27 protein-coding genes are annotated in these 26,188 nt (G+C 74.1%); 6 read left to right on the top strand and 21 right to left on the bottom strand.

Going from position 1 to position 26,188, the window contains the following annotated elements; translation table 11 throughout:
- Position 1: 1 nt before the first annotated feature.
- The 6 genes from H0S66_RS18690 to H0S66_RS20705 are packed head-to-tail and all read right to left on the bottom strand — an operon-like array spanning position 2 to position 4,697.
- Entirely contained in the window at positions 2–1,177 is a 1,176-nt protein-coding gene (locus H0S66_RS18690) for a lipid-transfer protein (RefSeq protein WP_179616699.1), read from the bottom strand.
- Positions 1,174–1,575 (bottom strand): MaoC/PaaZ C-terminal domain-containing protein, encoded by a 402-nt coding sequence (locus tag H0S66_RS18695; protein ID WP_179616700.1) that lies wholly within the window; start codon positions 1,573–1,575, stop codon positions 1,174–1,176. The genes H0S66_RS18690 and H0S66_RS18695 overlap by 4 nt, the downstream gene beginning before the upstream one ends.
- Entirely contained in the window at positions 1,572–1,979 is a 408-nt protein-coding gene (locus tag H0S66_RS20170; RefSeq protein WP_219633591.1) for a Zn-ribbon domain-containing OB-fold protein, read from the bottom strand. Before H0S66_RS20170 ends, H0S66_RS18695 begins: the two co-directional genes overlap by 4 nt.
- The gene (locus H0S66_RS20175) at positions 1,976–2,515 is read right to left on the bottom strand and encodes an FAS1-like dehydratase domain-containing protein (protein ID WP_218876372.1); all 540 of its coding nucleotides are present in this window, start codon (positions 2,513–2,515) and stop codon (positions 1,976–1,978) included. The genes H0S66_RS20170 and H0S66_RS20175 overlap by 4 nt, the downstream gene beginning before the upstream one ends.
- Positions 2,512–4,113, bottom strand: a complete 1,602-nt coding sequence (locus H0S66_RS18705; RefSeq protein ID WP_258017234.1) for an acyl-CoA dehydrogenase family protein — start codon at positions 4,111–4,113, stop codon at positions 2,512–2,514. Before H0S66_RS18705 ends, H0S66_RS20175 begins: the two co-directional genes overlap by 4 nt.
- Positions 4,017–4,697: an acyl-CoA dehydrogenase family protein gene (locus tag H0S66_RS20705; RefSeq protein ID WP_258016991.1), complete on the bottom strand. Its 681-nt coding sequence runs from the start codon at positions 4,695–4,697 to the stop codon at positions 4,017–4,019. The genes H0S66_RS18705 and H0S66_RS20705 overlap by 97 nt, the downstream gene beginning before the upstream one ends.
- 122 nt (positions 4,698–4,819) lie before the next feature.
- On the opposite strand from H0S66_RS20705, the gene H0S66_RS18710 reads away from it, so the two are divergent.
- Complete coding sequence (locus tag H0S66_RS18710) at positions 4,820–5,713, top strand: alpha/beta fold hydrolase (RefSeq protein ID WP_246305180.1); 894 nt, start codon at positions 4,820–4,822, stop codon at positions 5,711–5,713.
- On the opposite strand, the gene H0S66_RS18715 is transcribed toward H0S66_RS18710, so the two are convergent.
- Positions 5,694–7,109 carry a WS/DGAT/MGAT family O-acyltransferase gene (locus H0S66_RS18715; RefSeq protein ID WP_179616702.1) on the bottom strand — a complete coding sequence of 472 codons (1,416 nt, stop codon included), beginning with the start codon at positions 7,107–7,109 and terminating at the stop codon, positions 5,694–5,696. The genes H0S66_RS18710 and H0S66_RS18715 overlap by 20 nt on opposite strands.
- Before the next feature lie 102 nt (positions 7,110–7,211).
- Here H0S66_RS18715 and H0S66_RS18720 point away from each other — a divergent pair, with 102 nt between their 5' ends.
- Entirely contained in the window at positions 7,212–8,453 is a 1,242-nt protein-coding gene (locus tag H0S66_RS18720; RefSeq protein WP_179616703.1) for an alpha/beta hydrolase, read from the top strand.
- Here H0S66_RS18720 and H0S66_RS18725 read toward each other — a convergent pair.
- A complete protein-coding gene (locus H0S66_RS18725) occupies positions 8,450–9,424 on the bottom strand; it encodes a response regulator transcription factor (RefSeq protein WP_179616704.1) in 975 nt (324 codons plus the stop codon). The genes H0S66_RS18720 and H0S66_RS18725 overlap by 4 nt on opposite strands.
- A 138-nt stretch (positions 9,425–9,562) precedes the next feature.
- On the opposite strand from H0S66_RS18725, the gene H0S66_RS18730 reads away from it, so the two are divergent.
- Both H0S66_RS18730 and H0S66_RS18735 read left to right on the top strand, forming a co-directional pair.
- Positions 9,563–10,003: a response regulator gene (locus H0S66_RS18730; RefSeq protein ID WP_179616705.1), complete on the top strand. Its 441-nt coding sequence runs from the start codon at positions 9,563–9,565 to the stop codon at positions 10,001–10,003.
- A 77-nt stretch (positions 10,004–10,080) separates the two neighbouring features.
- Positions 10,081–12,135 carry a sensor histidine kinase gene (locus H0S66_RS18735; protein WP_179616706.1) on the top strand — a complete coding sequence of 685 codons (2,055 nt, stop codon included), beginning with the start codon at positions 10,081–10,083 and terminating at the stop codon, positions 12,133–12,135.
- Positions 12,136–12,147: 12 nt separating this feature from the next.
- Here the strand turns inward: H0S66_RS18735 and H0S66_RS18740 are convergent, their stop codons facing one another.
- Both H0S66_RS18740 and H0S66_RS18745 read right to left on the bottom strand, forming a co-directional pair.
- Entirely contained in the window at positions 12,148–12,519 is a 372-nt protein-coding gene (locus tag H0S66_RS18740) for a response regulator transcription factor (RefSeq protein ID WP_218876374.1), read from the bottom strand.
- Between the two features lie 51 nt (positions 12,520–12,570).
- Positions 12,571–14,661, bottom strand: a complete 2,091-nt coding sequence (locus H0S66_RS18745) for an acyl-CoA dehydrogenase family protein (RefSeq protein WP_179616707.1) — start codon at positions 14,659–14,661, stop codon at positions 12,571–12,573.
- A gap of 50 nt (positions 14,662–14,711) precedes the next feature.
- Here H0S66_RS18745 and H0S66_RS18750 point away from each other — a divergent pair, with 50 nt between their 5' ends.
- Positions 14,712–15,365: a class I SAM-dependent methyltransferase gene (locus H0S66_RS18750; protein WP_258016993.1), complete on the top strand. Its 654-nt coding sequence runs from the start codon at positions 14,712–14,714 to the stop codon at positions 15,363–15,365.
- Here the strand turns inward: H0S66_RS18750 and H0S66_RS18755 are convergent.
- Genes H0S66_RS18755 through H0S66_RS18765 form a run of 3 tightly spaced genes read right to left on the bottom strand, consistent with a single transcriptional unit; the run spans position 15,336 to position 18,493 of the window.
- Complete coding sequence (locus H0S66_RS18755) at positions 15,336–16,487, bottom strand: prenyltransferase (RefSeq protein WP_258016994.1); 1,152 nt, start codon at positions 16,485–16,487, stop codon at positions 15,336–15,338. The two genes, H0S66_RS18750 and H0S66_RS18755, sit on opposite strands and share 30 nt — an antisense overlap.
- The gene (locus H0S66_RS18760) at positions 16,477–17,208 is read right to left on the bottom strand and encodes a class I SAM-dependent methyltransferase (protein ID WP_179616708.1); all 732 of its coding nucleotides are present in this window, start codon (positions 17,206–17,208) and stop codon (positions 16,477–16,479) included. Before H0S66_RS18760 ends, H0S66_RS18755 begins: the two co-directional genes overlap by 11 nt.
- The gene (locus H0S66_RS18765) at positions 17,195–18,493 is read right to left on the bottom strand and encodes a glycosyltransferase family 4 protein (RefSeq protein ID WP_179616709.1); all 1,299 of its coding nucleotides are present in this window, start codon (positions 18,491–18,493) and stop codon (positions 17,195–17,197) included. The genes H0S66_RS18760 and H0S66_RS18765 overlap by 14 nt, the downstream gene beginning before the upstream one ends.
- Positions 18,494–18,694: 201 nt before the next feature.
- Here H0S66_RS18765 and H0S66_RS18770 point away from each other — a divergent pair, with 201 nt between their 5' ends.
- Positions 18,695–19,309 (top strand): TetR family transcriptional regulator, encoded by a 615-nt coding sequence (locus H0S66_RS18770; protein WP_258016995.1) that lies wholly within the window; start codon positions 18,695–18,697, stop codon positions 19,307–19,309.
- On the opposite strand, the gene H0S66_RS18775 is transcribed toward H0S66_RS18770, so the two are convergent.
- The 8 genes from H0S66_RS18775 to H0S66_RS18810 all read right to left on the bottom strand — a co-directional run bounded on the left by H0S66_RS18775 (position 19,310) and on the right by H0S66_RS18810 (position 26,147).
- Positions 19,310–19,807, bottom strand: a complete 498-nt coding sequence (locus H0S66_RS18775) for a pyridoxamine 5'-phosphate oxidase family protein (RefSeq protein ID WP_179616711.1) — start codon at positions 19,805–19,807, stop codon at positions 19,310–19,312.
- A gap of 7 nt (positions 19,808–19,814) precedes the next feature.
- Complete coding sequence (locus tag H0S66_RS18780; RefSeq protein ID WP_258016996.1) at positions 19,815–20,597, bottom strand: SDR family NAD(P)-dependent oxidoreductase; 783 nt, start codon at positions 20,595–20,597, stop codon at positions 19,815–19,817.
- Positions 20,594–21,490 (bottom strand): 3-oxoacyl-ACP reductase, encoded by an 897-nt coding sequence (locus H0S66_RS18785; protein ID WP_179616712.1) that lies wholly within the window; start codon positions 21,488–21,490, stop codon positions 20,594–20,596. Before H0S66_RS18785 ends, H0S66_RS18780 begins: the two co-directional genes overlap by 4 nt.
- Positions 21,491–21,685 carry a ferredoxin gene (locus tag H0S66_RS18790; RefSeq protein ID WP_179616713.1) on the bottom strand — a complete coding sequence of 65 codons (195 nt, stop codon included), beginning with the start codon at positions 21,683–21,685 and terminating at the stop codon, positions 21,491–21,493.
- 3 nt (positions 21,686–21,688) lie between these two features.
- A complete protein-coding gene (locus tag H0S66_RS18795; protein ID WP_179616714.1) occupies positions 21,689–22,699 on the bottom strand; it encodes an NAD(P)/FAD-dependent oxidoreductase in 1,011 nt (336 codons plus the stop codon).
- 41 nt (positions 22,700–22,740) lie between these two features.
- Entirely contained in the window at positions 22,741–23,778 is a 1,038-nt protein-coding gene (locus H0S66_RS18800; protein ID WP_179616715.1) for a PIG-L deacetylase family protein, read from the bottom strand.
- On the bottom strand, positions 23,775–24,479 hold the full coding sequence (locus H0S66_RS18805) for a response regulator transcription factor (RefSeq protein WP_258016997.1): 705 nt from the start codon (positions 24,477–24,479) through the stop codon (positions 23,775–23,777). The genes H0S66_RS18800 and H0S66_RS18805 overlap by 4 nt, the downstream gene beginning before the upstream one ends.
- Positions 24,480–24,863: 384 nt before the next feature.
- Positions 24,864–26,147, bottom strand: coding sequence for an MFS transporter (locus H0S66_RS18810; RefSeq protein ID WP_258016998.1), 1,284 nt, complete (start codon positions 26,145–26,147; stop codon positions 24,864–24,866).
- Positions 26,148–26,188: the final 41 nt, after the last annotated feature.

Consider the following 26,188-nt stretch of genomic DNA (forward strand, 5'->3'; position numbering starts at 1 on the left):
CCTAGGCCGACAGCACCAGCCCGCTGGTCGGCACACCGGTGCCGGCGGTGACCAGCACGTGCGAGGACGAGGCGGCCTCGACCTGGTTGACCGCGGTGCCGCGCACCTGGCGCACCGCCTCGGCGATGCCGTTCATCCCGTGCAGGTAGGCCTCGCCGAGCTGCCCGCCGTGCGTGTTGAGCGGCAGCCGTCCCCCGATCTCGATCGCCCCGTCGGCCACGAACCCCGGCGCCTCGCCGCGACCGCAGAAGCCGAGCTCCTCCAGCTGCATCAGCACGTACGGCGTGAAGTGGTCGTAGAGGATCGCCATCGGCATGTCGTCGGGCCGCAGCCCCGACTGGCGCCACAGCTCGCGGCCGACCACGCCCATCTCGGGGATGCCGATGTCGTCGCGGTAGTAGGAGGTCATCACGAACTGGTCGCGCCCGCTGCCCTGCGCCGCGGCCGTGACGTACGCCGGCTTCTGCGCGAGGTCGCGCGCCCGCTCGGCCGAGACGACCACGAGCGCCTGCCCGCCGTCGGACTCCTGGCAGCAGTCGAGCAGGTGCAGCGGGTCGACGATCATCCGCGAGGCCTGGTGGTCCTCCAGCGTGATCGGGCGGCCGTGGAAGAAGGCGTGCGGGTTGGTCGCCGCGTGCCGGCGGTCGGCGACCGCCACCCGGCCGAAGTCCTCGGAGGTGGCGCCGTACTCGTGCATGTAGCGGCGTGCCTGCATCGCGACCGTGGCCGCGGGGGTGCCCAGGCCCATCGGGTAGGACCAGGCGTTGTCGAGCCCGTTGGTGTTGACCTGGGTGTTGGCGGCCACCGAGACCTGGCCGAAGCGGGCGCCGGAGCGCTCGTTGAAGGCGCGGTAGCAGACCACCACGTCGGCGACACCCGTCGCGACGGCCATCGCGGCCTGCTGCACGGTGGCGCAGGCGGCCCCGCCGCCGTAGCTGATCCGGCTGAAGAAGCGCAGCTCGCCGATGCCGAGCTCGCGGGCCACCGCGATCTCGCTGTTGGAGTCCATCGTGAACGTCGTCAGCCCGTCGACGTCGCCCATCGTGAGCCCGGCGTCCTCGACGGCGGCCCGCACCGCCTCGACCGCCAGCTGCAGCTCCGAGCGCCCGGACTCCTTGGAGAACTCGGTGGCGCCGATGCCCGCGATCGCGGCCCTCCCGGACAGCGAGCGGCTCACGCGGCCTCCTCCCCCACGGCCACGCGCACGGTGCCGATGACGTGGTCGCCCAGCGACACCGCCCCGGTCACCCGCAGCTCCGCGACCCCGTCGGCGACCCCGACGACCTCCCCGTTGAAGCGCAGCGTGTCGTAGGGGTAGGCCGGCGCACCCAGCCGGATCGAGATCCCGCGCACGTCGACGTGGTGGCCGAGGTGGTCGGTGACGTAGCGCTCGACCAGCCCGGTCGAGGTCAGGATGTTGAGGAAGATGTCCTTCGACCCGGCCGCCTGCGCGACGTCCCGGTCGTGGTGGACGTCCTGGAAGTCCCGGGTGGCCAGCGCGGTGCTCACCACCAGCGTGGGCGTGATCGGCAGGGTCCACTCCGGCAGCACCGCACCGGGGGTCAGGGTGGTCATGCGCGCCTCCAGGTCGGCAGGGTCAGGTCGTCGTCGACGCGGCGCAGCTCGACCTGCACGGGCATCCCGATCTCGACCTCGTCGTCGGCCACGTCGACGAGCTCGCCGAGCATCCGCGGCCCCTCCTCGAGCTCGACGAGCGCGATCAGGATCGGCAGCTCCTTGCCGGGCACCGGCGGGTGCCGGTGCACGACGTAGGAGAAGACGGTGCCGCGCCCCGAGACGACCACGTGGCCGCGGTCCAGCGCGAGGCACTCCGGGCACGACGGCCCGGGCGGGTGCCGCAGCGTCCCGCAGGCGTTGCAGGTCTGCACCCGCAGCTCGCCCGCAGCGGTGCCCTCCCAGAAGAAGGCGGTGTCGCGGTTCTGCTGCGGCCGCAGCACGGCGCTCGTCGAGGAGCTCACGAGGCACCGCCCGGCACGAACTTCAGCACCCGGAAGAGCATCGAGGCCACCGCCTCCGACTCGCCGCCGTCGTGGTCGACGTACCAGGTCGAGCGCGAGGTCACGAAGTAGCCCACGCCCATGCCGGTGCGCTTGGGCCCGAGCACCGAGTCGAGCGCGGTCGTCACCCGCACCCGCTCCCCCACCCGCAGCGTGCGGTGGTAGGTCTGGCCGGAGTTCGTGCCGAGCACCGCGGTGAAGCCGGCGTCGGTGAGCACGCCCATCATCGCGTGCAGCGGGTCGTCGTCGCCGGCCCGGCCGCCCTGGCCGTACATCGTCCACACCTGGGCCATGGACGGCGGCGCCTCGCCCTCGCGCCAGCGCGGGTTGTCGTTGCCCATCGCCTCGACCCAGTTGTTGATCGTCGGCTGGTTGACCGGGTCGCGCGCCCACCGCTGCGCCGCCTCGCCCCAGCCACGGATCCGCTCGGCCTCGGCCAGCACCCGCTCGTGGACCTCGGGGGCCACCCCGTGCAGCTCCTGCACCTCCGCGCTCATCGCGGCACCCGCGGCAGGCCCAGCCCAAAGAGGGCGATCAGCTCACGCTGGACCTCCTGCACCCCGCCACCGAAGGTGAGCACGAGGTTGCGCTTGGCCTGGGCGTCCAGGTACTCCAGCAGCGCGCGGGTCGCGGGCTCGGCGGGGTCGCCGTGCCGGTGCACGAGCCCGACCAGGTCGGCGGCCAGGTGCTGGACCTGGTCGGCGGCGAAGACCTTCGACGACGACGCGTCGCCGACCGAGACCTCGCCGTGCTCGCCGGCCCGGGCGACGTCCCAGTTGAGCAGCTCGTTGACCCGGAAGGCGGCGGTCACCCGACCCATCACGTCGACGACGTCGGGCCGGTCGAGCACCCCCTGTGCGGCCGCCCACCGGGCCACCCGGTCGCGCAGCCCCTCGATGCGCCCGGCCGGGCCGAGCATCACCCGCTCGTGGTTGAGCTGGGTGGTGATCAGCCGCCAGCCCTGGTTCTCCTCACCGACCAGCATGTCGACGGGCACCCGCACGTCGTTGAAGTACGTCGCGTTGACGTGGTGGGAGCCGTCGGCGGTGATGATCGGCGTCCAGGAGTAGCCCGGGTCGGTGGTGTCGACGATGAGGATCGAGATGCCCTGGTGCTGGGGCGCGTCGGGGTCGGTGCGCACCGCGAGCCACAGGTAGTCGGCCTGGTGGCCGCCGGTGGTCCACAGCTTCTGGCCGTTGACGACGTAGTGGTCGCCCTCGCGCCTGGCGGTGGTGCGCAGCGAGGCCAGGTCGGTGCCGGCGTCGGGCTCGGAGTAGCCGATCGCGAAGTGCACGTCGCCGCGCAGGATGCGCTCGAGGAACATCTCCTTCTGCTTCGGGGTGCCGTAGCGGATCAGGGTCGGGCCGACGGTCTGCAACGTCACCGCGGGCAGGTGCACGTCGGCCCACTGCGCCTCGTTGGCGAAGATCGTCTGCTCGACCTCCCCGAGGCCGCGCCCGCCGTACTCGGTGGGCCAGCCGATGCCCATCCACCCGTCCTGGCCCATCCGGCGCACGGTGCGCTGGTAGGTCTCGCCGTGCCGGTCGACGCCCATCTCGCGGTGCTCGTCCTCGCCGGCCAGCGAGGTGAAGTAGGCACGCACCTCGGCCTTGAGCTCGCGCTGGGCCGTGGTGAGCTCGAGGTTCTTGGCCGCGGCCGACTCGACCGGCACGTCCCCGGGGAGCGTGTCGAGGTCGTGGGCCAGGTCGGTGATCCACGAGAAGTAGCGGTGCAGCGGATAGGTCTCGTCGACGCCGGTGCCGCCGTGCAGGTGGTGGCAGGTGCGCAGCGCCGCCGGCCCCTGGGCGCACACCCAGTACGCCGCCACGGCGAGGTCGTCGCCCGCGTCGAGGCCCGCGCCGACCCGCCAGGCGGCGTTGCGGGCCGCGAGCTCGGTGGTGCGCGCGGCGACGTAGACGTCGGCCGCCTGCATCGCGACGGCCTGGAACTGCGCGAGCGCGCGCCCGAACTGGCGGCGCTCCTTGACGTGGGCCGCGGTCAGGTCGCGGGCGCCGGCGAGGACGCCGGCGGCGGTGAGGCACCGGCCGGCGGTCGCGTGGGCGAGCAGCGTCTCGGCAGCACCGTCCTCGAGCAGCTCGGCGGGGGCGAGGTCGAGCACGACGGTGTGCCGGGCGATCCGGCTCGACGACGGCGACTCCTCCAGCCGCACCCCGGGGCCGGCCGGTCGACCAGCGCGACCACGGTCCGCTCGCCGTCGCGGGCGGTGACCAGCAGGCGGGCGGCGTCGAGGGCGTGGGTGACCGCGATCTTGCGCCCGCTCACCGCCCCGTCGGCGTACGTCGTGGTGGGCGGGTCCCCGGGTCGTGCCCCGCGCTCGCGCAGCGCGGGGCTGAGCACGACCTCACCGGCGGCCACGCCGGGCAGCCACTCCTTGCGCTGGGCGTCGGTGCCGTGCCCGACCAGGGTCGGCACCGCGCAGGCCAGGGTCTCCCACACCGGGAGTCGGACCGCCCGGGCCCCGGTCTCGTGCAGCAGCACCCCGACCTCGGCCAGCCCCAGCCCCTCGCCCCCGTGCGCCTCGGGCACCGGCAGGCCCAGCAGGCCGGCAGCGGCCAGGTCGGCCCAGGTGGCGTCGCGGTCGAGGGCCTCGCGCACCACCGCGCGCACCGCCTCCACCGACTCCCGGTGCTCCTCGACGTCGTACCCGTCCTGCGCCACGGCCCGGCCTCCACTCTCTGCATACACGTGATCCGTCAAAGAACTGTAACGTGTTCTACCTCAAGCGCCAGTGCTGCACCAGCACGACCGGCGCGCCGAACCGAAGGCGCAGGAGCATCCCGTTGCGAGTCCCGCACCCCCGACACCTGCTCACCTCCTCGACGTACATGCCGTTCGTGCAGGTGCCGCCGGGGCGGGTCGTCGAGCTGCCCGGGCGCGGCAGCACGTTCGTGACCGACACCCCCGGCCCGTCGCCGCAGGCGCAGACCGTGGTGCTGCTGCACGCCCTGGGGTGCACCGGGCTGCTCACCTGGTTCCCCTCGATCCCCCGACTGGCGGAGCGCTACCGGGTCGTGACGCTCGACCAGCGCTGGCACGGACAGGGGATCCGCAGCGAGAGGTTCTCGCTGCGCGACTGCGCCGACGACGTGGCGGCCCTCCTCGACGTGCTCGGCGTGGAGCGGGCCCTGGTCGCGGGCTACTCGATGGGCGGCGTGGTCGCCCAGCGGGTCTGGCGCCAGCAGCCGGACCGGGTGGCGGGCCTGGTCCTGGCGGCCACCAGCGACCGCTTCCAGCTGACCGTGGCCGAGCGGGCGTTCTTCACCGGGATGGGGGTCTCCATGCTCGGCACGCGCGGCATCGCACGGTCCCGGGTGGCCACCCGCGCGGCCCGCTCGACCGCCAGGGCGCTGGACGTCGACGCCTCCGACATCCAGGCGTGGGCCCTGCGCGAGTTCCGCAGCACCAGCCCGTGGGCGGTGGCGGAGGCGCTCACCGCGCTCGGGCGCCACCACTCCCGCCCGTGGCTGGGGCGCGTCGACGCGCCGACCGCCGTCGTGGTGACCACCCGCGACCGGGTCATCCCGCCGGCTCGTCAGCTCGCGCTGGCCCGCGCGGTGCCGGGCGCCACCGTGCACGACATCGAGGCGGGCCACGCCGCCTGCGTGCTGGAGGCCGAGGTGTTCGTGCCGGCCGTCGTGGAGGCGGCCGCCACCGTCACCGCGCGGGTGCGGTGACGCCGGGGCCGTCCACGAGCCCCGCCAGCTCGTCGAGGGCCGCCGGGAAGCGCTGCACCAGGTCGTCGACGTCGGGCATCGACTCGCGGCAGGCGATCACCCCGACGTGCAGCTCGCCCGCGTTCGACATCACCGTGATGTTGAGCCCGGCACCGTGGAAGACCGGCCCCAGGGGGTAGAGCGCCTCGATGCGGGCGCCCACGAAGTACAGCGGGACGGGCGGGCCCGGCACGTTGGAGATCACCAGGTTGTGCACCACCGGGTGCTTCTCGGCCAGCCGCAGACCGGCGTAGGCGCGCACGGCGAGACCGAAGGTGCGGGGCGCGGCGAACTCGGCCCAGTCCTGCAGCGAGTCGGCGCTGATCGCGTTGTGGTGGTCCTTGGCGTGCCGGTTGCGCACGGCGAGGTCGCGCACCCGCTCGAGGGGGTCCTCGATGTCGGTGCCCAGGCGGGTGAAGAGCGCGGAGACCTTGTTGGCGCCGTCGGAGCGCCGCGAGGAGCTGCGCACCGAGACCGGCACGGTGGCCAGCAGAGAGTCGGTGGGCAGCTCGCCGCGGTCCAGCAGGTAGGAGCGCAGCGCGCCGCCGGCCACGGCCAGCACCACGTCGTTGACGGTCGTGCCGGTCGCCCTCTTGACCGCCCGCACCTGCTCGAGGTCCATGTCGGCGAGACCGATGCTGCGGTGCGAGGTGATGGTGCCGTTGAACGAGGTCCGCGGGGCCGTCAGCGGGGCGGCCATCGCCGTGCCGTTGCGGGCCCGGCCCACGGTCCTGGTCACCAGGGTGGCCGAGGGGCTGACCAGCCGGGCGAGCTGCAGCGGGCGGGTGGCGGTGCTGAGCACCCCGCGCCCCAGCAGCTCGGCCGGACCGGGCTCGCGCCCGTGCGTCGCCCGGGGGGCCGGGGCCAGGGGCGCGTCGGTGGCCGAGAGCGCGCACAGGTGGGAGATCAGGTTGGCGCCCGAGACCCCGTCGACCGTCGCGTGGTGCATCTTGCTCAGCACCACGACCTTGTCGCCCTCGTACCCCTCGATGACCCACATCTCCCACAGCGGCCGGGAGCGGTCGAGCGGCAGGCCCGCCAGGTGACCGGCGAGCTCGGTGAGCTCGCGGTAGCCGCCGGGCGTGGGCAGGGCGAGCCGGTGCACGTGCCGCTCGATGTCGAAGGACCTGTCGCGCACCCACACCGGGTGGTCGAGGCCCAGCGGCACGCGGCGCAGGCGGCGGGTGAAGGCCGGCACGTCGCGCACGTGGCCCTCGATCCCCGCCCGCAGGCGCTCGAAGCCGTAGCCGCCCGGCATCGTGGAGACGTCGAGCACCAGCAGCCCGCAGACGTGCATCAGCTGCGCCGGGGTCTCGAGGTACAAGAAGCTGGCATCGAGGCCCGACAACCGGTCCATGGAGCGCCTTCCGTAGGAATGAAACGTGTTCTAGTTTTGCACAGGTCCGTGGATTCCGCACACCCGCCGCGGCGGCTCCCCCGCCGCCCTAGAGTGCGCGCCATGGCCTTCCTCCGACGCCAGGTCGTGACCGCTGCCCTCGTGGCCAACGCCGTGCGCCCCGTGCCGGGCTACCGCACGGCCCTGCTCTCGTTCTTCCCCAGCTGGCTGGTCGGCGAGCTCGCCCCGCACGTGCTGGCCGCCACCGTGGCCGACGCCGCCGCCCACGCGACGGGCCCCCGCCGTGACGCCCGGGGCCTGGCCCTGGCCGCCGCCAGCTCGGCGGGCCTGGCCTACCTCCTCGACCAGAGCCGGCGGGTGCGCCGGGTGGCCGAGGAGTCGTTGACCGAGGCGCTCGGGGCCGACTACGAGGACGGACTGGAGACGCGGCCGAGCCCGGCCGACCTGGCCCTGCCGTGGCGCCGGCTGGTCTACCCGTTCCGGATGCGCGAGCCGCGGGTGCGGGTGGAGCGCGACATCGCCTACGACGACGCGCTCGGGCGCCGGGGCATGCTCGACGTCTACCGGCCCGTCGACTCCCCGCCCGAGGGCGCCCCCGTGCTCCTCCAGGTGCACGGCGGCGGCTGGACCATCGGCCGCAAGGACCAGCAGGGCATCCCGCTGATGCAGCACCTGGCGGCCAAGGGCTGGGTGTGCGTGGCGGTCAACTACCGCCTGGCCCCGCGCGACCGCTGGCCGGCCCAGATCGAGGACGTCAAGAAGACGATCGCCTGGGTGCGCGAGCACATCAGCGCCTACGGCGGCGACCCCGGCTACATCGCCATCACCGGCGGCTCCGCGGGGGGCCACCTCGCCGCGCTCGCGGCGCTGACGCCGCACCGGCGCGAGTGGCAGCCCGGGTTCGAGGACGCCGACACCAGCGTGCAGGTCGCGGTGCCGCACTACGGGATCTACGACTTCGCCGGCTCGACCGGGGTGCGTGCCGCCGAGCTGATGCGCGACCGGTTCCTGGGCCCGCGCGTCCTGGGCCGCCGCTGGGCCGAGGACCCGGAGGTCTTCGAGGACGCCTCCCCCATCCTCCAGGTCACCGACCGGGCCCCCGACATGTTCGTCCTGCACGGCCGGCACGACTCGCTCGCGCCGGTGGAGCAGGCGCGGCTCTTCGTCGAGCGCCTGCGCAGCACCTCGCGCCGCTCGGTCGTGTACGCCGAGCTGCCGGGCGCCCAGCACGCCTTCGACGTCTTCCCCTCGATCCGCAGCGCGCACGTCGTGCGGGCCATCGACCGCTACCTGCACTGGCACTGGCACACCCACCGCAGCGCCCGGGCCGGCGCCGCGACCTAGTCCCCCCGGGCGGTCTGCTCGCCGATGGCGCGGTGCTCCAGCGCCACGGCCAGGCGCCCGGCCCGGGCGAGGGTGGCGTCGAGGTGGTCGAGGGGCGCGAGCACCGCGCGGCGCTCCTCGTCGTCGAGGGAGGAGCGCTCGAGGCGGCCCTGGGCCAGGTGCACGCCGAGCTGCAGGGCGGTCAGCGCGTTGTTGAGGTCGTGCACCAGCGCCCGGGTGTCGGGCACCTCGCCCGGTGCGTCCTCGACGGTCGCCGCACCCGCCGCGTCGGGCGGCTCGGCGATCCAGCGGTAGCCCGCCCCGCTCTCGGTGGCGACGTAGGTGGGGCGCTCGGCGGGGTCACCGAGCTTGGCGCGCAGCGACCGGACGTGGGTGCGCAGGGCCGCGCGGGACTCCTCGCCCCGCCCCTCCTCCCACACCCGGGCCAGCAGCCAGCGGTGGGTGAGCAACCGGCCGGGGTGGGCCGCGAGCTCCTCGAGCAGGCGCCACTCCGTGGGGGTGAGGTGCACGGGGTCGCCGTCGACGACCACCGTCCGCGCACCCAGGTCGACCACGAGCCGGCCCAGGTCGAGCACCGCCGGCCGCGCTCCGGCCGGGTCGCCCTCGGCGGCGCCGCTGCGCCGCAGGAGGGCCCGCAGGCGCGCACCCAGCTCCTCGACGCCGAAGGGCTTGTCGAGGTAGTCGTCGGCCCCGGCCTCGAGGGCCTGCACCTTGCGCGACTCCTCGGTGGAGCCCGAGAGGATCAGCACCGGCACCGTCGAGAGACCCCGGAAGCGCCGGACCACGTCGAGGCCGTGGGCGTCGGGGAGGCCGAGGTCGAGCACCACGGCGTCGGGTCGTGCCGTGGTCAGCAGGTCCAGCCCGCCCCGGGCGTCGGGCGCCACCACCACCTCGAAGCCCACCCGCCCCAGCGCGCCGCGCAGGGCCTGGCGCAGCGCGGGGTCGTCGTCGACCACGAGGACCTTCGCCATGTCCCGAGCCTAGTGCCGCGCCTGGACGATCCTCACGCTTTCCTCACACCGTCGGCACCGTTCCACACGCCGCCCCGACGCCGCCGGGGCCACGGTGGGGGGACAGCCCGGGAGCCGCTCGGGGCGAGGGAGGACGACATGGCGACGATCCTGGTCGTGGACGACGACGAAGACATCCGCGAGCTCGTCGAGCTCGCGCTGACCACCGAGGGCCACGATGTCGCCACCAGTCCCGACGGCGCCCGAGCGCTGGACCACCTCGAGCAGCAGCCCGTCGACCTGGCGATCGTCGACGTGAGCATGCCGGTGCTCGGCGGGATCGGGTTCACCGCGTCGCTGCGCAGCATGGAGCGGCGCTCGCACGGCCGCCGGCCGCGCACCACCGTGGTGCTCCTCTCGGCCCTGACCGCCCCGGAGGACATCGACGCGGGCCTCGCGGCCGGCGCCGACGGCTACCTGCCCAAGCCCTTCCGCGTCGCGGACCTGACCCGCGTCGTCCAGCTGCACCTGGACCGCCGTGGCCCCTCCGTCGACCCGCTGCAGGCCGAGGACTGCTGCGAGGCGCAGGGCAGCCGGTGACGCCGCACCCGGTCCTGACGCGCGACTCACCGGCACCGGGTCCACCACCCGCGGCACGCTGGAACCATGATGGGCCGGTGACCACCCCCACCGCCGAGGCCCCGCGCCGCGTGCCGGTGGCCGCGGCGGCCGGGCTGCTGGGCCTGGTCTTCGTCCTCGGCGTGGTCTCGGTGCGCTTCGCGGTGCCGGGCACGGAGGTCGCCGCCTGGTGGCCCGCCTCCGGCGTCGGCGCCGGCCTGCTGCTGCTGCACGACCGGCGGCACTGGCCGCTGCTGCTGGGCCTGCTGGTGCCGCTGTCGGCCGCGGCCAACGCCGTCGGCGGCCGCCCGGTCCCGCTCTCCCTGGTCTACGGCGTCGTCAACGCCGCCGAGGTGCTGGTCTTCTGCGTGGCGCTGGGTGGGCTGCGGGCCCGCCCCTCCCTGGTGACCGGTGAGGACTTCCGCCGGCTGCTGGTCGTGGGCCTCGCGACCGGGCTCGGCATCGGCGCGGTCGCGGGTGTGGTCGTGGCCGTGATGACCGACGGCGACCCGTGGAGCACCGCGCGCAGCGTGGCCGCCTCCCACTCGGCCGCGCTGCTGGCGGTGGTGCCGGTCTTCCTGCGCTCCACCCCCGCTCCCGGCCTCCTCGAGCGTCGATCCGCCGCGGTGGTGGCGCAGCTGGCGCTCACCGCGGCCCTCTCGGCGGTCGTCTTCGCCCCGGGCCAGGAGCTGCCGCTGACGTTCCTGGTGGTCCCGCTCGTCGTGTGGGGTGCCGCGGTCCTGCCGGTGCGCTGGCTGACCTGGCAGATCCTGGTCATCAGCACCGGGGTGACCCTGATGACGGCCGAGGCGGGCGGGCCCTTCGGCGCGCCCGAGAGCATCGACGCCCAGGCGCGCGGGGCCATGGTCCAGCTCTTCATCGTCACCATGGCCGTCGTCGCGCTCCCCCTGGCGATCGCGGTGCAGCAGCGCCGCACCGCCCTGGAGGAGGCGCGCGCCGCCGCGTCGGCGCTGCGCCGCGAGCGCGAGCTGACCTCGGCGGTGCTCGACTCCGCGACCGGCACCGCGATCATCGGCACCGACCCCGAGGGGGTCGTCACCTACGTCAACCCGGGGGCCGAGGACCTGCTGGGCCGGCCCGCGGCCGCGCTGGTGGGCTCGCCGCTGACCTCGATCTACGACCCGGAGGCCCTGCGCGCGCGCCGTGAGCCGGGCGTCAGCGACCTCGGCACCGTGATGCGCTCGGTCGTCGACGGCAGCCCCGGTCGCCAGGACTGGTGCTGGGTGCGCGGCGACGGCAGCCAGGTCACCGTCAGCGTGGCCACCACGGTCCTGCAGGGCGACGACGCGGCGCCCGCCGGCTACCTCGCGGTCGCCCACGACGTCTCCGAGCGCCGCGCCGCCGAGCGCACCCTGCGCGCCGCCCTGGACCGCGAGCAGCTGGCGGTGGAGCGGCTCGAGGAGCTCGACCGCGAGAAGTCGGAGTTCGTCTCCTCGGTCAGCCACGAGCTGCGCACCCCGATGACCAGCGTCCTGGGCTTCACCCAGCTCCTCGGCACCGGCGCGGGCGGCCCCCTGACCGACCGGCAGCGCGACATGGTCGCGCGCATCGACCGCAGCGGGCACCGGCTGCTGGGCCTCATCGAGAACATCCTGTCGCTCTCGCGGGTCGAGTCGGCCCGCGACGAGGTCACCGTCGAGCCCTGCGACCTGCGCGAGGTGGTCGCCGCCGCGCTCTCCGAGACCGAGGCGCTCCTGGCGTCGCGCGACCTGACCCTGCGCACCGACGTGCCGGACGAGCCCGTCGTGGTGAACGGCGAGCGCGACCAGCTGGAGCGCGTGCTGATGAACCTGGTCTCCAACGCCGTGAAGTTCACCGGCGACGGCGGGAGCGTCGACGTCACCCTGACCGGCTCCCCCGGCACCGCCGTGCTGCGGGTCAGCGACACCGGCGTCGGCATCCCCGCCTCGGAGCAGGAGCGGCTCTTCGAGTCCTTCTTCCGGGCGAGCACGGCGGTCAGCACCGGGGTCCAGGGCACCGGGCTCGGCCTGACGATCGTGCGCACGATCGTCGAGGGCCACGGCGGCACCGTCGACGTCACCTCCGAGGAGGGCCGGGGCACCACCTTCGAGGTCCGGCTGCCGACCGCCTGAGCGGTGGAGGCCTCAGCCCAGCAGGGCCGAGACCCGGCCCAGCAGCTCCTCGGTGTCGAAGGGCTTGAGCACGTACTCCGTGGCTCCCGCCGCCAGGCCCGCCTGCTCGTCCGCGGCGCGCGAGCGCGCGGTGAGCATCACGATCGGCACCTGGGCGGTGAGCGGGTGCCCCCGCAGCGCGGCCGCGACGTCGAGGCCGTCGAGCTCCCCGGGCAGCGCGCCGTCCAGCAGCACCAGGTCGGGCGCGGTGCCCGTGCCCGTGGCCAGTGCCAGGGCGCCGGCACCGTCGGTGCAGGCCCACACGGTGTGGCCCGCGTCCTCGAGGAGCATCTGGAGCAGGGCGTGGACGTCGACGTCGTCCTCCACCACCAGGATGCGAGCCACGAGTCCCCCTCCGTTGCCGGTTCGTCCTGGACTTTACCCGGGTGGCCACCCTCAGCGGGGCAGTCCCAGGATCCGTTCTGCGGCGACGTTGCGCAGCACCTGCGTCGTCCCACCCGCGATCGAGAGGCAGCGGGTGCTGAGCATCTCGCGGACGTCCTCGCCCACCTGCCGCAGCGCCGGGTCGTCGTCGCCGGGCAGGTACGCCGCCACCGCGGCCTCCTGCAGGTCCACCACGAGCTCGGCGGCGTCCTGGCGGTTGCGCACGCCGAGCAGCTTGGCGACGCTCGACTCCGCCCCCGGCCCCTGGCTCGCCAGCGAGCGCAGCGTCGAGCGCACCCCGAGCAGCGTGCAGACCGTGGACAGGGCCACCGAGCGGCCGACCGCCGCCCGCTGCGCCGACCCCAGGTCGCCGGTGGCGGCCAGCTCGACCGCCCTCTCCGTGGAGGTCGCCAACCGGCTGCCGGCCATCGCCACCCGCTCGTTGGCCAGGGTCGTGCGCGCCAGCCGCCACCCGTCGCCGGGCTCGGCGACCACGCAGTCGTCGGGCACCAGGACGTCGTCCAGGAAGACCTCGTTGAACAGCGCCTCGCCGGTGATCTCGCGCAACGGGCGCACGTCGATGCCCTCCGAGCCGCGCATGTCGACCAGGAAGTAGGTGATGCCGCGGTGCTGCGGCACGTCGGGATCGGTGCGGGCCAGGCAGATCGCCCAGTCGGCACGGTCAGCCAGCGACGTCCAGACCTTCTGCCCGGTCAGCCGCCACCCGCCGTCGACCTTCACCGCTCGGGTGCGCAGCGAGGCCAGGTCGGAGCCGGCGCCGGGCTCGGAGAAGAGCTGGCACCACACGATCTCCCCGCGCAGCGAGGGCAGCACGAACCGTTCGCGCTGCGCCTGGCTGCCGTGCTGCACGATCGTGGGCAGCGCCCACCCGGCGATGACGATGTCGGGGCGCTCGACACCGGCCTCGGCGAGCTCCTCGTCGATGACGACCTGCTCCACGGCACCGGCCCCCCGCCCGTACGGCGCCGGCCAGTGCGGGGTCAGCAGCCCGGTGTCGACCAGCGCGCCGCGGCGCTGCTCGGGCGGGAGGGCGGCCACGCCGGCCACGTCGGCGCGCACCCCCGGCCGCAGCTCCGCGTCGCGTCCCTGGAGGTCCAGCCGCACCCGCCGGCGCACGCCCCGCACGGCCGCGTCGACCAGCCGCTGGGCAGCGTCGTCGCCGCGACCCAGGAGTCCCCGCAGGGCCAGCGCCCGGCGCAGGTAGAGGTGCGCGTCGTGCTCGAAGGTGAAGCCGATGCCACCGAGCACCTGGATGCAGGACTTCGCGACCTCGACGGCACCGTCGAAGCAGGTGGCCTCGGCGACGTCGGCGGCGAAGACCCACTGGCCGTCGTCGCCGTCCGCCGCGGCCGCGGCCACGTCCCAGGCGGCGGCGGTGACGGCCTCGGCCGTCTCGAGCATCTCGGCGCAGAGGTGCTTGACGGCCTGGAAGCTGCCGATCGGCCGCCCGAACTGCTCGCGGACCTTCGCGTGGGCCACGGCCGTCTCCAGGCACCAGCGGGCCAGTCCGGCCGCCTCGGCCGCCGCGTAGGTCACCGCGCAGCGACGCAGGGCAGCCGCGCCGGTGCCCTCGAGCCGGGTGGCGCCAGCAGTGTCGGCGGTGTCGACGGCGCGGACCCTGGCGAAGCGCCTGCTCAGGTCGAGCCCGGTCGCCGGCCAGGCGTCCACGGCGGCGCGGTCGACGAGCACCAGGCCGTCGTCGTCGGCGAGGAGCACCCGGGTCGCGGTGGGTGCGTCCCACAGCACGCCGTCGAGCACGACGGAGACGACCTCGTCGCCGACCGGGCCGGCCGCGAGGTGCGCGGCGACCACGGGTCCCAGCAGCGGACCGGGCACCAGCGCGTGGGCGCAGGCCTCGAGGGCGACCGCCACGTCGAGCGCGCCACCGCCGCCACCGCCGAGCTCCTCGGCGACCCCGATCGCCGGGACCCCCATGTCGACCAGCGCCTTCCAGGCCGGCTCGAAGCCGGCCGAGGCGTCCTGCTCGGCGGCCCGGGCGAGACCCGGACCGTCCAGGCCCGCTGCCCACGAGCGCAGGCTGGCCGCCAGCTCGGCGTGCTCCTCGGAGATCCCGATCGACATGCAGTGCCCTCCAGAACTAGAACGTGTTCCAACTCTATAGGCTGAGCGGCGTGAGCGACGACTGGTTGTCCCATGCCCTGGCCGCGAAGGGCTTCATGCCCGAGGACGAGGGCGCGCTGCTGCACCGCCGCGCCCTGGAGCGGCTGGCCCACGGCCCGGTGCTCGAGGTCGGCACCTACTGCGGCAAGTCGGCGGTCTACCTCGGTGCCGCCGCCCGGGCGGTCGGCGGCGACCAGGCGGTCGTCTTCAGCGTCGACCACCACCGCGGCTCGGAGGAGAACCAGGCCGGGTGGGAGCACCACGACCCGGAGGTCGTCGACGGCGAGGTGGGCCTGATGGAGACCCTGCCCTTCGCGCGCCGCACCCTGCACGACGCCGGGCTCAGCGACCACGTGGTGCTGGTCGTGGGTCGCTCCACGACCGTCAGCCGGCACTGGGCCACGCCGCTCTCGCTGCTGTTCATCGACGGCGGGCACGCCGAGGAGCACGCCCAGGCCGACTACACCGGCTGGGCGCACCACCTCGTGAGCGGGGGCCTGCTGGTGATCCACGACGTCTTCGCCGACCCCGCGGACGGCGGCCAGGCGCCGTACCACGTGCACCAGCGGGCGCTGGCCTCCGGCGCCTTCGAGGAGGTCGAGGCGCTGGGGTCGATGCGGGTGCTGCGGCGGGTCTCAGGCGCGGCGGGAGAACCCGTCGGCTGAGGCCGGCTCGTCCGAGCACCCGCACTCCAGGCCGATCTCGGCGAAGTGCGGGGCCAGCGACGTGCCGCGCATGATGCCCGAGCCGGGCGTCGCGTGGCCGTGGGTCTCCCCCAGCGCGTCGACCGCCAGCAGCACCGCGGCGGCGGTGTAGGTCGTCCACTCCGGCGGCCAGTTGACGTTGACCGGCTCGGTCGCGGTCGCCTCGTCGCCGTAGACCCAGCCGGTCCAGTACTTCCCGTCCTCGGTGCGCAGGTGCTGCATGTCGCCGAGCAGCGCCAGGGCCCGGCGGCTCTCGCCGAGGGAGTCGAGCGCCATCACCAGCTCGCAGGTCTCGGCGCCGGTGACCCAGGGGTTGGTGTCGACGCAGAGGATGCCCAGGCCGGGGCGCACGAAGTCGTCCCAGCGGCTGTCGATGAGCGCCAGCCCCTCGTCGCCGCGCACGGCCCCGCCCAGCACCGGGTAGTACCAGTCCATCGAGTAGGTGGACTTGTCCAGGAACAGGTCGCGGTGGCGGCGCACGGCGTGGCCGAGCCGGCCGCCGGCCAGCTCCCACTCCGGCTGCGGGTCGTCGAGCAGGTCGGCCAGGGCCACGCCCGCGCGCAGCGACTGGTAGATGCTCGAGGAGCCGGCCAGGAGGGCGCCCTGCTCCTCGGGGGTCCAGTTGATGCCGCCGAAGGCCAGCTGCTGGCCCACCACCCAGTCGAGGCCGGCGCGCACCGAGGGCCAGAACCGCTGCACGAAGCCGAGGTCGCGTCGCACCAGCCAGTGGTGCCAGATCCCGACGGCCAGGTAGGCCGACATGTTGACCTCGCCGCGCGGGTCCTCGACCTCGCCGGCCACGATCTTCATCGGCCACGAGCCGTCGGCGCGCTGCATGGTGGGCACCCAGTCGTAGGCGGCCTCGGCCGCCTCGACCTCGCCCCCGACCAGCAGCGCCATCGCGGCCTCGACGTGGTTCCAGATGTCGGTGTGCTCGGCCGTCGTCCACGGGATCGACCCGCACGGCTCCTGCATGTCGGCGATCGAGCGCGCGGTCTGCGCGACCTGCTGGGCGCTCAGCACCCCGTCGACGTACGGCAGGCGGGCCAGCTCGGCGTCGGCGACGCGGTCCTCAGGCCGCACGCGGGTCGCTCACGGGCTTGGTGAAGTAGAGGACCATGCTCTTGCCGATCAGCGGGTCGAGGACCCGGCCGGCCAGGCGCAGGGCGCGCGGCTGCTTCATGATCTCCCACACCAGCAGGCGGTGGTAGGCCTTGACGGCCGGGTGCTCGTCGTTGGTGACGCCGACCGCGCACTTGATCCACCAGTACGGCGCGTGCAGGCCGTGCGCGTAGTCCTTGCCGTCGAAGGTGAGCCCGGCGTTCTGCAGCTTGCCGATCAGCTCCTTGTCGGAGTAGATGCGGATGTGGCCGTAGGGCACGTTGTGGTAGTCGTCGCTGAGCTTCCAGTTCACGATCTCGGGGAACCAGCGCGGCACCGAGACCGCCATGGTGCCGCCCGGGCGCAGCACGCGCGCGAGCTCCTCGATGGCCTGGATGTCGGCGGGGATGTGCTCGAGCACCTCGGCCGCGACGACCCGGTCGAACTCGCCGTCGGCGAAGGGCAGCGAGAGCGCGTCGCCCTCCTTGACGTCGGCCTCGGCGCCGTCGGGCACCTCGCCCGCCTCGCGCATGGCCACGAAGAGCTCGCGCACCCCGGCCAGCTCGTCGGCGTCCATGTCGAAGGCGATCACGTCGCCGCCGCGACGGTAGGCCTCGAAGGCGTGGCGCCCGCCACCGGCGCCCATGTCGAGCACGCGGTCACCGGGGCGCAGCCCCAGGCGGTCGAAGTCAACGGTGAGCACTGGTGCCCCACTTTCTGGTCCCCCGGCCCTTGCGGCCGGTGCCGGTCATCGGTCCTGTGGCGTGCCACGAGGCGATCACGTCCTCGTACGCCGCGGCGACGGTGGCGGCCACCGCCCGCCAGCTGAACATCTCCTCGACGCGCCGGCGACCGGCGCGCCCCATCTCCGCGCGGCGCTCGGGGTCGTCGAGCAGCGCGGCGAGGGCCGCGGTCAGCTCGCCGACGTCGCCGGGGGTCACCAGGTCGGCGCAGAGCCCGTCGGGGCCCACGACCTCGGGGATGGCCCCGGCCCGCGAGACGATGAGGGGCGTCGCGCAGGCCATCAGCTCGGCGGTCGGCAGCGAGAACCCCTCGTAGAGCGAGGGCACGCACGCGATCTCGGCCGAGCCCATCAGCTCCACGAGCTCGGCGTCGCTCACGCCGTGCACGAAGCGCACGGAGTCGCCGATCGAGAGCCGGTCGATGAGCTTCTCGGTGCGCCCGCCCGGCTGCGGCTTGGTGACCAGCACGAGCTCGACGTCGCGCTCGGTGCGCAGCTTGGCGAAGGCCTCGAGCAGGGTGGCGATGCCCTTCATCGGCGCGTCGGCGCTGGCCATCGCGAGGATGCGCCCCGGCACGCGTGGCTTGCTGGGCGGGACGAACCCGTCGTCCACTCCCAGCAGGATCACCTGCATGCGGGCGGGGTCGACGCCGAAGTCGCGGGCGATGTCGCGCTTGGAGGTCTCGGAGGGGGTCATCAGCGCCCGGGCCGAGCGCGCCACCCGGCCCTGCATCCGCAGGAAGCCGTACCAGCGGCGCAGGGTGAGCTTGCGGTAGGGGTTGCGGGTCTGGGCCAGGTCGATGCGCCGGTCGAAGGTGATCGGGTGGTGCAGCGTGGTGATCAGCGGCATCGTCTGCTCGACGTCGAGCATGCCGTAGCCCAGCACCTGGTTGTCGTGGGCGACGTCGAACTCGTCGGCCCGCTCGCGCAGCAGCCGCGCGACCCGCGTGCTGAAGGTCTTGGGCTCGGGGAAGCCGGCCGCGCACATGGTCGCGAACTCCTCCACGTCGACCCGGTCGCGGAACTCGCGCAGCCTGGGCACCCGGAACGGGTCGGGCTCGCGGTAGAGGTCGAGGCTCGGCACCTTGGTCAACCGCACGCCCTCGTCGAGCTCGGGGTAGGGCTGGCCGGAGAAGACCTCGACCTCGTGGCCCAGCGCGACCAGCTCACGGCTGAGGTGGCGGATGTAGATGCCCTGGCCGCCGCAGTGCGGCTTGGATCGGTAGGACAGCATCGCGATCCGCATGCCTGGCTCCTCTGGTCGGTACGGCCGTCGGGGCCGGTCGGGGGTCTCGGCCACCCGCGCCCGCCTCACCCCTGCGGGCCGGTGGAGCCAAGTGGAACGTGTTCTATCATGTCACGACTCGTCGGTAGCCTAGTCGCCCGCCCCGGACCCGTACCGTGGCACCCGTCGATTTCCAGCCCTCGAACCAGCAAGGGGTCACGCGTGACCGTCAGCAACTCCCTCTCCAGCGACGAGCTCGGCTCGGCCGCCCAGCGCGAGCGCCGCAAGCGCATCCTCGACGCGACCATCGCGCTGGCCTCGGGGGGCGGCTTCGACGCGGTGCAGATGCGCTCGGTGGCCGACCAGGCCGAGGTGGCCCTGGGCACGCTGTACCGCTACTTCCCCTCCAAGATCCACCTGCTGGTCTCGGCGCTGGGTCGCGAGTTCGAGCGCGCCGAGGCGCAGTTCGCCCAGCGCGAGATCCCGGGCGACACGCCCGCGGAGCGGGTCGTCAACGTGCTCAAGACCACCAGCCGCGGGGTGCGCGGCGACGCGCACCTCACCGAGGCGCTCACCCGTGCCTTCATGTTCGCCGACGCCTCGGTGCGCACCGAGATCGACCACGTGGGCATGCTGATGACACGCATGCTGATCCGCGCGATGGACCCGGACCGCGACCCCGCCACCGACGAGATCAGCGAGGCCGACATCGCCATCGCCCAGGTGATCGGCGACGTGTGGCTCTCCGCCCTGGTCGGGTGGGTCACCGGTCGCGCCACCGTGGCCGAGACCAGCCAGAAGATCGAGGTCGCGGTCGGGCTGCTGCTGCGCGACTGACTAGCGCACGGCGGCGGCCGTGGACCCGCCCAGGTCCATCACCGGCAGCCCCAGCTTGCGGTGGTCCCAGCTGCGCACCCGGTCGGCGTCGAGGCGCACGACCACCCGGTTCTTGGCCATCACCTCGACGAACGGGCGCATCTCCTCGGTGTACGGCGCGTTGTAGCGCTCGAAGACGTTGACGCAGACGTCCCAGACCAGCTGCTCGTCCTCGAGCACCACGCCCGTGCCCTCCAGCGCGACCCCGCGCAGCTGGTCGTAGGTGTGGCCGTTCTCGACGAGGAAGCTCATCCGCGGGTCGCGGCGCAGGTTGACGACCTTCTGCGACTTGGCCTTGGTCTCGAGGTAGACGTGGCCGTCGAGCCAGGCGTACCACATCGCGACCAGGTGCACGGCCCCGTCCTTGCCGATCGTGGCGACCGTCGAGCTGCGCTGCTCGGTCAGGAACGCATCGACCTCGGCCTCGTCCATCTGGACCTGACCGCGCTGGTTGGCCATCTGCTGCTCATCCTCCGAAGGCGTGGGTGGCGCTGACGCCGCCGTCGACGGCGATCTCCGCGCCGTTGACGTACGTCGACTCGTCGCTGGCAAGGTACACGTAGAGCGGCGCGACGTCGGCGGGGTGTCCCACGCGGCGCATCGGCACCTTCGCGGCGCCGTACTCCATCGCGGCGTCGCCGCCGTGCTGGCGCGTCATCGGGGTGTCGATCATGCCCGGGTGCACCGAGTTGACCCGGATGCCGTGCGGTCCGAGCTCGTGGGAGGCGCCCTTGGTCATGCCCCGGATCGCGAACTTGGTCGCGCCGTAGGCCACCACGCCCGCCATGCCGCCGAGGCCCTCGGTCGAGCTGGCGTTGATGATCGAGCCGCCACCGTTCTTGCGCATGGTGCGCGCGACGGCCTTCATGCCCAGGAAGCAGCCGAGCTGGTTGACCCGGAACATCAGCTCGAGGTCGGCGACGTCCTGGCGCTCGACCTGCCCGAAGCGCAGCACCCCGGCGTTGTTGGCCAGCACCGAGACCGGCCCCCACTGCTCGGAGGTCTCGGCGACCAGGGACGTCCAGGAGTCCTCGTCGCTGACGTCGTGGTGGGCGAAGCGCGCCATGCCCGGGTGCGAGGCCTCGAGCTCGGCGGCCAGCGCGGCCCCCTCGTCGGCGGCGACGTCGGCGATGACCGTGCGTGCGCCCTCGGCCACGAAGGCGCGGCAGATGCCGGCCCCCTGGCCCATCGCGCCGCCGGTCACGATGGCGACCTTGCCGGCCAGCCGTCCCTCGGTGCTGCTGCTCACAGGGTCATCCTCATGATCGAGTCGGCGGCGAAGCCGGTGGCGGGGTCGCGCTCGGCGAAGAACCCGCCCAGCTGCTGGTCGAGCTCCTCGGCGGTCCAGGTCGGCCCGGTGGTGTCGAAGCGCTGCTCGACGACGGGGGCGGCCACCACGGCGACCATCCCGCCGTACACGACCAGCACCTGGCCGGTGATCCGCTCGGCCGCCGGCGAGGCCAGGTAGGCCACCACGGGGGCGACGTGGTCGGGCGAGTAGGGGTCGACGGCGTCGCCCGAGGTGTCCTCGCCGAAGACCTCGGCGGTCATGGCGGTGCGGGCCCGCGGGCAGATCGCGTTAGCGCGCACCCCCGAGGAGCCCAACGCGCGCGCGGTGGCCACGGTCAGGTTGGCGATGCCGGCCTTGGCGGCGCCGTAGTTGGCCTGTCCGGGCGGGCCGGAGAGGAAGGCCTCGGAGGCGGTGTTGACGATGCTGCCGTAGACCGGGCCGCCCTGCTGCTTGGCCTGGGCGCGCCAGTGGGCCGCGGCGTTGCGCGAGAGCAGGAAGTGCCCGCGCAGGTGCACCCGCACCACCGCGTCGAACTCCTCGTCGCTCATGTTGAAGAGCATCCGGTCGCGGGTCATGCCCGCGTTGTTGACCACGACGTCGAGGCGGCCGTGGCCCTCGACCGCGGCCGCCAGCATGGCGTCGGCGGTGGACCGCTCGGCCACGTCGCCCTCGACGACCAGCACCCGGCGCCCCAGCGCCTTGACCTCGTCGGCGACGCGGTCGGCCGCGCCCGGCAGGTCGTTGACCACGAGGTCGGCGCCCGCGGCCGCGAGGGCCAGCGCCTCGGCCCGGCCCAGGCCGGCCCCTGCGCCGGTCACGACCGCGACGCGGCCCTCCAGGGAGGTGCTCACTCAGTCCTCCAGCCGGATCGCGGCGCGCGGGCAGGCCGCCACGGCGCGCTCGACGTCGGCGCGGTTCTCGTCGGTCGTCTGCTCGGTCTTGAGCTGCAGGTAGTCGTCGTCGTCGAGCTCGAAGACCTGCGGGGCCATCGCCTCGCACAGCGCGTTCGACTCGCACAGGTCGAAGTCGACCTTGATCGTGCTCATGGATCAGCTCCCTTCACTGGAGTGGCCCGGGAACACCTTGGCCCCGGGGTCGATGGCGACGGTGGCGTTGTTGACGGCCGTGGCCGCCTCGCCGAAGCCGACGGCGATGAGACGCACCTTGCCGGGGTGCTCGGTGATGTCGCCCGCGGCGAAGACCCGCGGCAGGTTGGTGCGCATGGAGGGGTCCACGACCACGTGACGCTTGTCGACCTCGATCCCCCACTGCTGGATCGGCCCCAGGTCGGCCACGAACCCCAGCGCCGCCACCACCGCCTGGCACGGCAGCACCGTGGTCTCCTCGCCCTGGCGCAGCTCGACCTCGCCGAGCGGGCCGTCGGGGTCGCCCGGGGCGGCGCGCAGCGCGACCACCTCGGCCTCGGTGACCAGGCGCACCGAGGAGGCCCGCACCTGGGCCACGGTGCGCTCGTGGGCACGGAACTGCCCCCGGCGGTGCACCAGCGTCACGGAGCGGGCGACCGGCTCGAGGTGCACCGCCCAGTCGAAGGCGGAGTCGCCGCCGCCGACGATGACCACGTCCTTGTCGGCGTACGGCTCGAAGCGGGGCACGAAGAACTCCAGGCCACGGCCCAGCCACCCCTCCCCGGCCGGCAGCGGGCGCGGGGTGAACCTGCCGATGCCGGCGGTGACCAGGACAGCGCCGGCGGAGACGGTCGTGCCGTCGTCGAGGCCGACCCGCACGCCGTCGTCGCCGTGGTCGAGGCTCAGCGCGGTGCGGCCCAGCAGGTACGTCGGGTCGGCACTGGCGGCCTGCTCCACCAGCCCGGCGACCAGGTCGCGCCCCTTGACCGCGGGGAACCCCGCCACATCGAGGATGAGCTTCTCCGGGTACATCGCGGTGACCTGGCCGCCCAGCTCGGGCAGGGAGTCGACGACGGCGACCCGGTGGCCGCGGAAGCCGGCGTAGTAGGCCGCGAACAGCCCGGTCGGCCCGGCACCGACGACCAGGACGTCGCACTCGACGTGCTCGGGGTCGGCACCGGTCCGGGAGGTCACGGCTAAACCATAACGTGTTCTAGTTTCGCCGTCACCCGGTGTCAGGTGCTGGTCGGGAAGGGCTCGTGCTCGCTGGCCCGCAGCACCTCGAACGGCTCGGCGTAGCGCGCGTGCGGCAGCTGGCGCGCCCAGTAGCGCGCGGTGGCCACCACCAGGTCGGGTGCCAGGTAGTGCCGCTCGGCCTGGGAGCGGTAGTGCGCCAGCAGCTCGACCTTCTCCTCGATGGTCTCCCGCACCGGCACGAACTTGGTCGGGGCGAACTCGTTGCGCGAGGACGGCGACTGGTAGCAGTACAGCTGCGGCACGCGGCGCGCGGCGATGACCGTCGCCTCGTGCACGGCGCGGTGGTCCTGGTGGTGGTCGTGCTTGGAGTGCACGTAGACGGTGGTGGGCCGGGCGTGCGCGATCGCGGCCTCGACCAGGCTGATGGTGTCGTGGGAGTCGCCGATGCGGGTGTCGGGCAGGTCGCCCATCAGCAGCTCGGCCGACAACGCCATCGCGGCGCCGGCGGCCTCGCGCCGTCGCTGCTCGGTCCGGCCGCCCACGGCTCCGCGGCTCAGGGTGAGCACCGTGATCGCGTGCCCGAGCCGGCGGTGGCGCAGCAGGGTCGCGCCGCAGCCGATCTCGATGTCGTCGGGGTGGGCGCCCACGGCCAGCACCCGCTCCTCCGCACCCTGGGGTCGGGGCCCGAGCAGCTCGAGCGCGGTGCCCGGCTCCGCCGGGTCGACGACCTCGGTCAGGCCCGCTCGCATGGCGCGCAGCAGCCCCGCCCCGTCGGCACCGGACCCGGCCAGCACGACCACGCGGGTCTGCGGGCAGACCCGGCGCACCTCCTCCACGAGCCGCAGGGTCGGGTCGTCGAGGAGCGCGGGGTCGACCATCAGCATCGAGGGCGCGCCGGAGACGTCGACGAGGTCGAGCGTCTCGGCGGGCTCCAGCAGGACCGGCAGGTGACCGGCGTCGCCCAGCGCCTCGAGGAGCTCGGCGACCGGGCCGGTGGTCCACACCACGACCAGCCGCTCGGGCGCGACGGCCTCCCGCACCAGGCCCGGGTGGAGGTCGGAGATCGGCCCGCTCACCGAGCGGGGTCGAGCTGGTACGAGCTGCCACCCACCGTGCTGATCAGGTCGCGGCCCGCGGCGTTGCGCAGCTTGCGACGCAGCCCGGCGACCTGCACGTCGACGACGAAGTCGGACTCGATGAGCTCGCCCGACCACACCTCGGCCGCCAGCGCCTCGCGCGCCCAGGGCTGCCCCGGGCGGGTGGCCAGCGTCGCGAGGAGGTCGAGCTCGGGCGGGGTCAGGGGCAGCGGCACGCCGTCCAGGGTGGCGAACTTCTGCTCGCGCGAGACCACCAGCCCGCCCTCGAGCCGCAGCGGCGCCGAGGGAGACGGCGCGGCGGGCAGCGAGCCGACCCGCGGGCGCCGCAGCAGGGCGGCGGCCCGCGCCTTGAGCTCGCGCGGGGAGAAGGGCTTGACCAGGTACTCGTCGGCGCCCACCTCGAGGCCCACGAGCCGCTCCACCTCGGTGTCGCGACCGGTGATCATCACCACGTAGGCGTCGGTGAAGGTGCGCAGCTCGCGGCACACCTCGGTGCCGTCGGCGTCGGGCAGCGTGAGGTCGAGGGTGACCAGGTCGGGCGCCCACTCACGAGCGGTGCTGACCGCGTCGCGGCCGGTGCCGACCGCCCGGGTCTCGAGGCCCAGGCCCTCGAGCACCATCACGACGAGGTCGCGGACGTCGGGGTCGTCGTCGACCACGAGCGCGCGGTGCTCGCTCACGCGGTTCCTCTCGTCGGGGGGGCGGGGGGAGGCGCCGTCCCGGCGCCGGTGCCAACCCTAGCCTTCCGGCTCCTCACCCGGCAGCGGCACCCGGGCCTCCCAGCGCGCCCTGCGCTCGTCGTCGCTCTGCTCCCACCAGGGCGTCCCACGCTCCCCCAGCGCCACCTTCGCGGCTGCACGCCGGCGCGCGAGCGCGCCTCCTCGTCGGTGCCGCGGGTGCGGCGCACGTCGCGCCGCCAGGCCATCAGGGCCTTCTGCAGCTCCTCGCGCCGCTCCTGGGGCAGGTCCGGGTCGGTCGCGCGCCACCGCCGGCCGTCGATGACGACGTACCGGCCGTCGGGGGTGTGCTCGACGTCCCTGCCGCTGCCCGTGCCGCTCATGGGCTCAGCCTCGCGCCTGCAGCGCGGCACGGTCCATCACCCGTCGGGCGCGCAGCCGGTAGCGGTAGACCTGCACCAGACCCAGGGTCCACAGCACGTACTGGGTGCTCATCGCCCAGCGGAACGCCCCGGGCGTGTAGTCGGAGCCGCCGCCGGGGGTGCGCCAGTCGAGCACCAGGCCGATGGCCACCACCAGCACCAGGCTCGCCGAGAAGCCGCCCACGTTGATGATGCCGGTCGAGCTGGCCATCCGCTCCGGCGGGTTCGCGGTGCGCCCGACGTCGAAGCCGATCATCGAGGCCGGCCCGCCGACCCCGACCACCAGCGCGAGCACCACCAGCAGCCCCAGCGGGGCCGGCCCGGGCCAGACGAGCACGAGCGTCCAGGTCGCCACGATGGCCACGACCACCGCGATCACCATCGAGGAGCGGTGCCAGGGGTGCAGGCCGATGAGCCACCCCAGCACCGGGCCGCTGACGATCACCGCCACCACCACCAGGGTCAGCAGCAGCCCGGCCTCGCCCGGCGTGCGCCCCTCGCCGCGCACGAAGAACGGGTAGCCCCAGAGCAACGTCAGCGTCGTCGCGCTGAACTGGGTGGAGAAGTGCATCCAGAAGCCCAGCCGGGTGCCGGGGTGCGACCACGAGGCGCGCAGGCTGGCGAGCACCCGGGCCGGCGACATCAGCTCGCCCCGGGTGTGGCGGCGACCCGGCGCGTCGGCGACCACCACGAGGGCCACCAGGGTCAGGACCGCCCCGGTGGTCGCGGTGACCAGGTAGGCGGTCGTCCAGCCCCAGGAGCCCAGCGCCCAGGTCATCGGCACCGCGGCCGCGATCGCGCCGGTCTGGCCGATCGTGCCGGTCAGCTGGGTGAAGAACGGCACGCGGCGCACCGGGAACCAGGTGGCCAGCAGGCGCAGCACGCAGATGAACGTCATCGCGTCGCCCATGCCGACGAAGAAGCGGGCCACCAGCGCGACGGGGTAGGAGTCGGCGAAGGCGAACGCGGTCTGGGCCGCCGACAGCAGCACCGCCCCGCTCAGCAGCACGCTGCGCGGCCCGTAGCGGTCGACGAGCAGGCCCACGGGCACCTGCATGCCGGCGTACACCAGCAGCTGGAGCATCGTGAACGTCGCCAGCTGGGAGGCTGAGATGTCGAAGCGCTCGGTGGCCACCAGGCCGGCCACGGCCAGCGAGGAGCGGTGGAACACGGCGAGCAGGTAGAGCGACAGGGCGACGGCCCAGACCAGGACGGCCCGGGACGCCACTCGCTCACCGGGACTCCGCACCCGGTCATTGTCCGCCCCACCCCGCCGGCGCGGCGTCCACC

The sequence above is a fragment of the Nocardioides marinisabuli genome (assembly GCF_013466785.1).
GTDB lineage: Bacteria > Actinomycetota > Actinomycetes > Propionibacteriales > Nocardioidaceae > Nocardioides > Nocardioides marinisabuli.

Excerpts from the sequence above, each read along its gene's own strand:
- H0S66_RS18715 (WP_179616702.1), bottom strand. The coding sequence starts at position 7,109 with ATGGACCGGTTGTCGGGCCTCGATGCCAGCTTCTTGTACCTCGAGACC.
- H0S66_RS18745 (WP_179616707.1), bottom strand. The coding sequence starts at position 14,661 with ATGTCGATCGGGATCTCCGAGGAGCACGCCGAGCTGGCGGCCAGCCTG.
- H0S66_RS18720 (WP_179616703.1), top strand. The coding sequence starts at position 7,212 with ATGGCCTTCCTCCGACGCCAGGTCGTGACCGCTGCCCTCGTGGCCAAC.
- H0S66_RS20175 (WP_218876372.1), bottom strand. The coding sequence starts at position 2,515 with ATGAGCGCGGAGGTGCAGGAGCTGCACGGGGTGGCCCCCGAGGTCCAC.
- H0S66_RS18725 (WP_179616704.1), bottom strand. The coding sequence starts at position 9,424 with ATGGCGAAGGTCCTCGTGGTCGACGACGACCCCGCGCTGCGCCAGGCC.
- H0S66_RS18730 (WP_179616705.1), top strand. The coding sequence starts at position 9,563 with ATGGCGACGATCCTGGTCGTGGACGACGACGAAGACATCCGCGAGCTC.
- H0S66_RS18775 (WP_179616711.1), bottom strand. The coding sequence starts at position 19,807 with ATGGCCAACCAGCGCGGTCAGGTCCAGATGGACGAGGCCGAGGTCGAT.
- H0S66_RS18765 (WP_179616709.1), bottom strand. The coding sequence starts at position 18,493 with ATGCGGATCGCGATGCTGTCCTACCGATCCAAGCCGCACTGCGGCGGC.
- H0S66_RS18790 (WP_179616713.1), bottom strand. The coding sequence starts at position 21,685 with ATGAGCACGATCAAGGTCGACTTCGACCTGTGCGAGTCGAACGCGCTG.
- H0S66_RS18695 (WP_179616700.1), bottom strand. The coding sequence starts at position 1,575 with ATGACCACCCTGACCCCCGGTGCGGTGCTGCCGGAGTGGACCCTGCCG.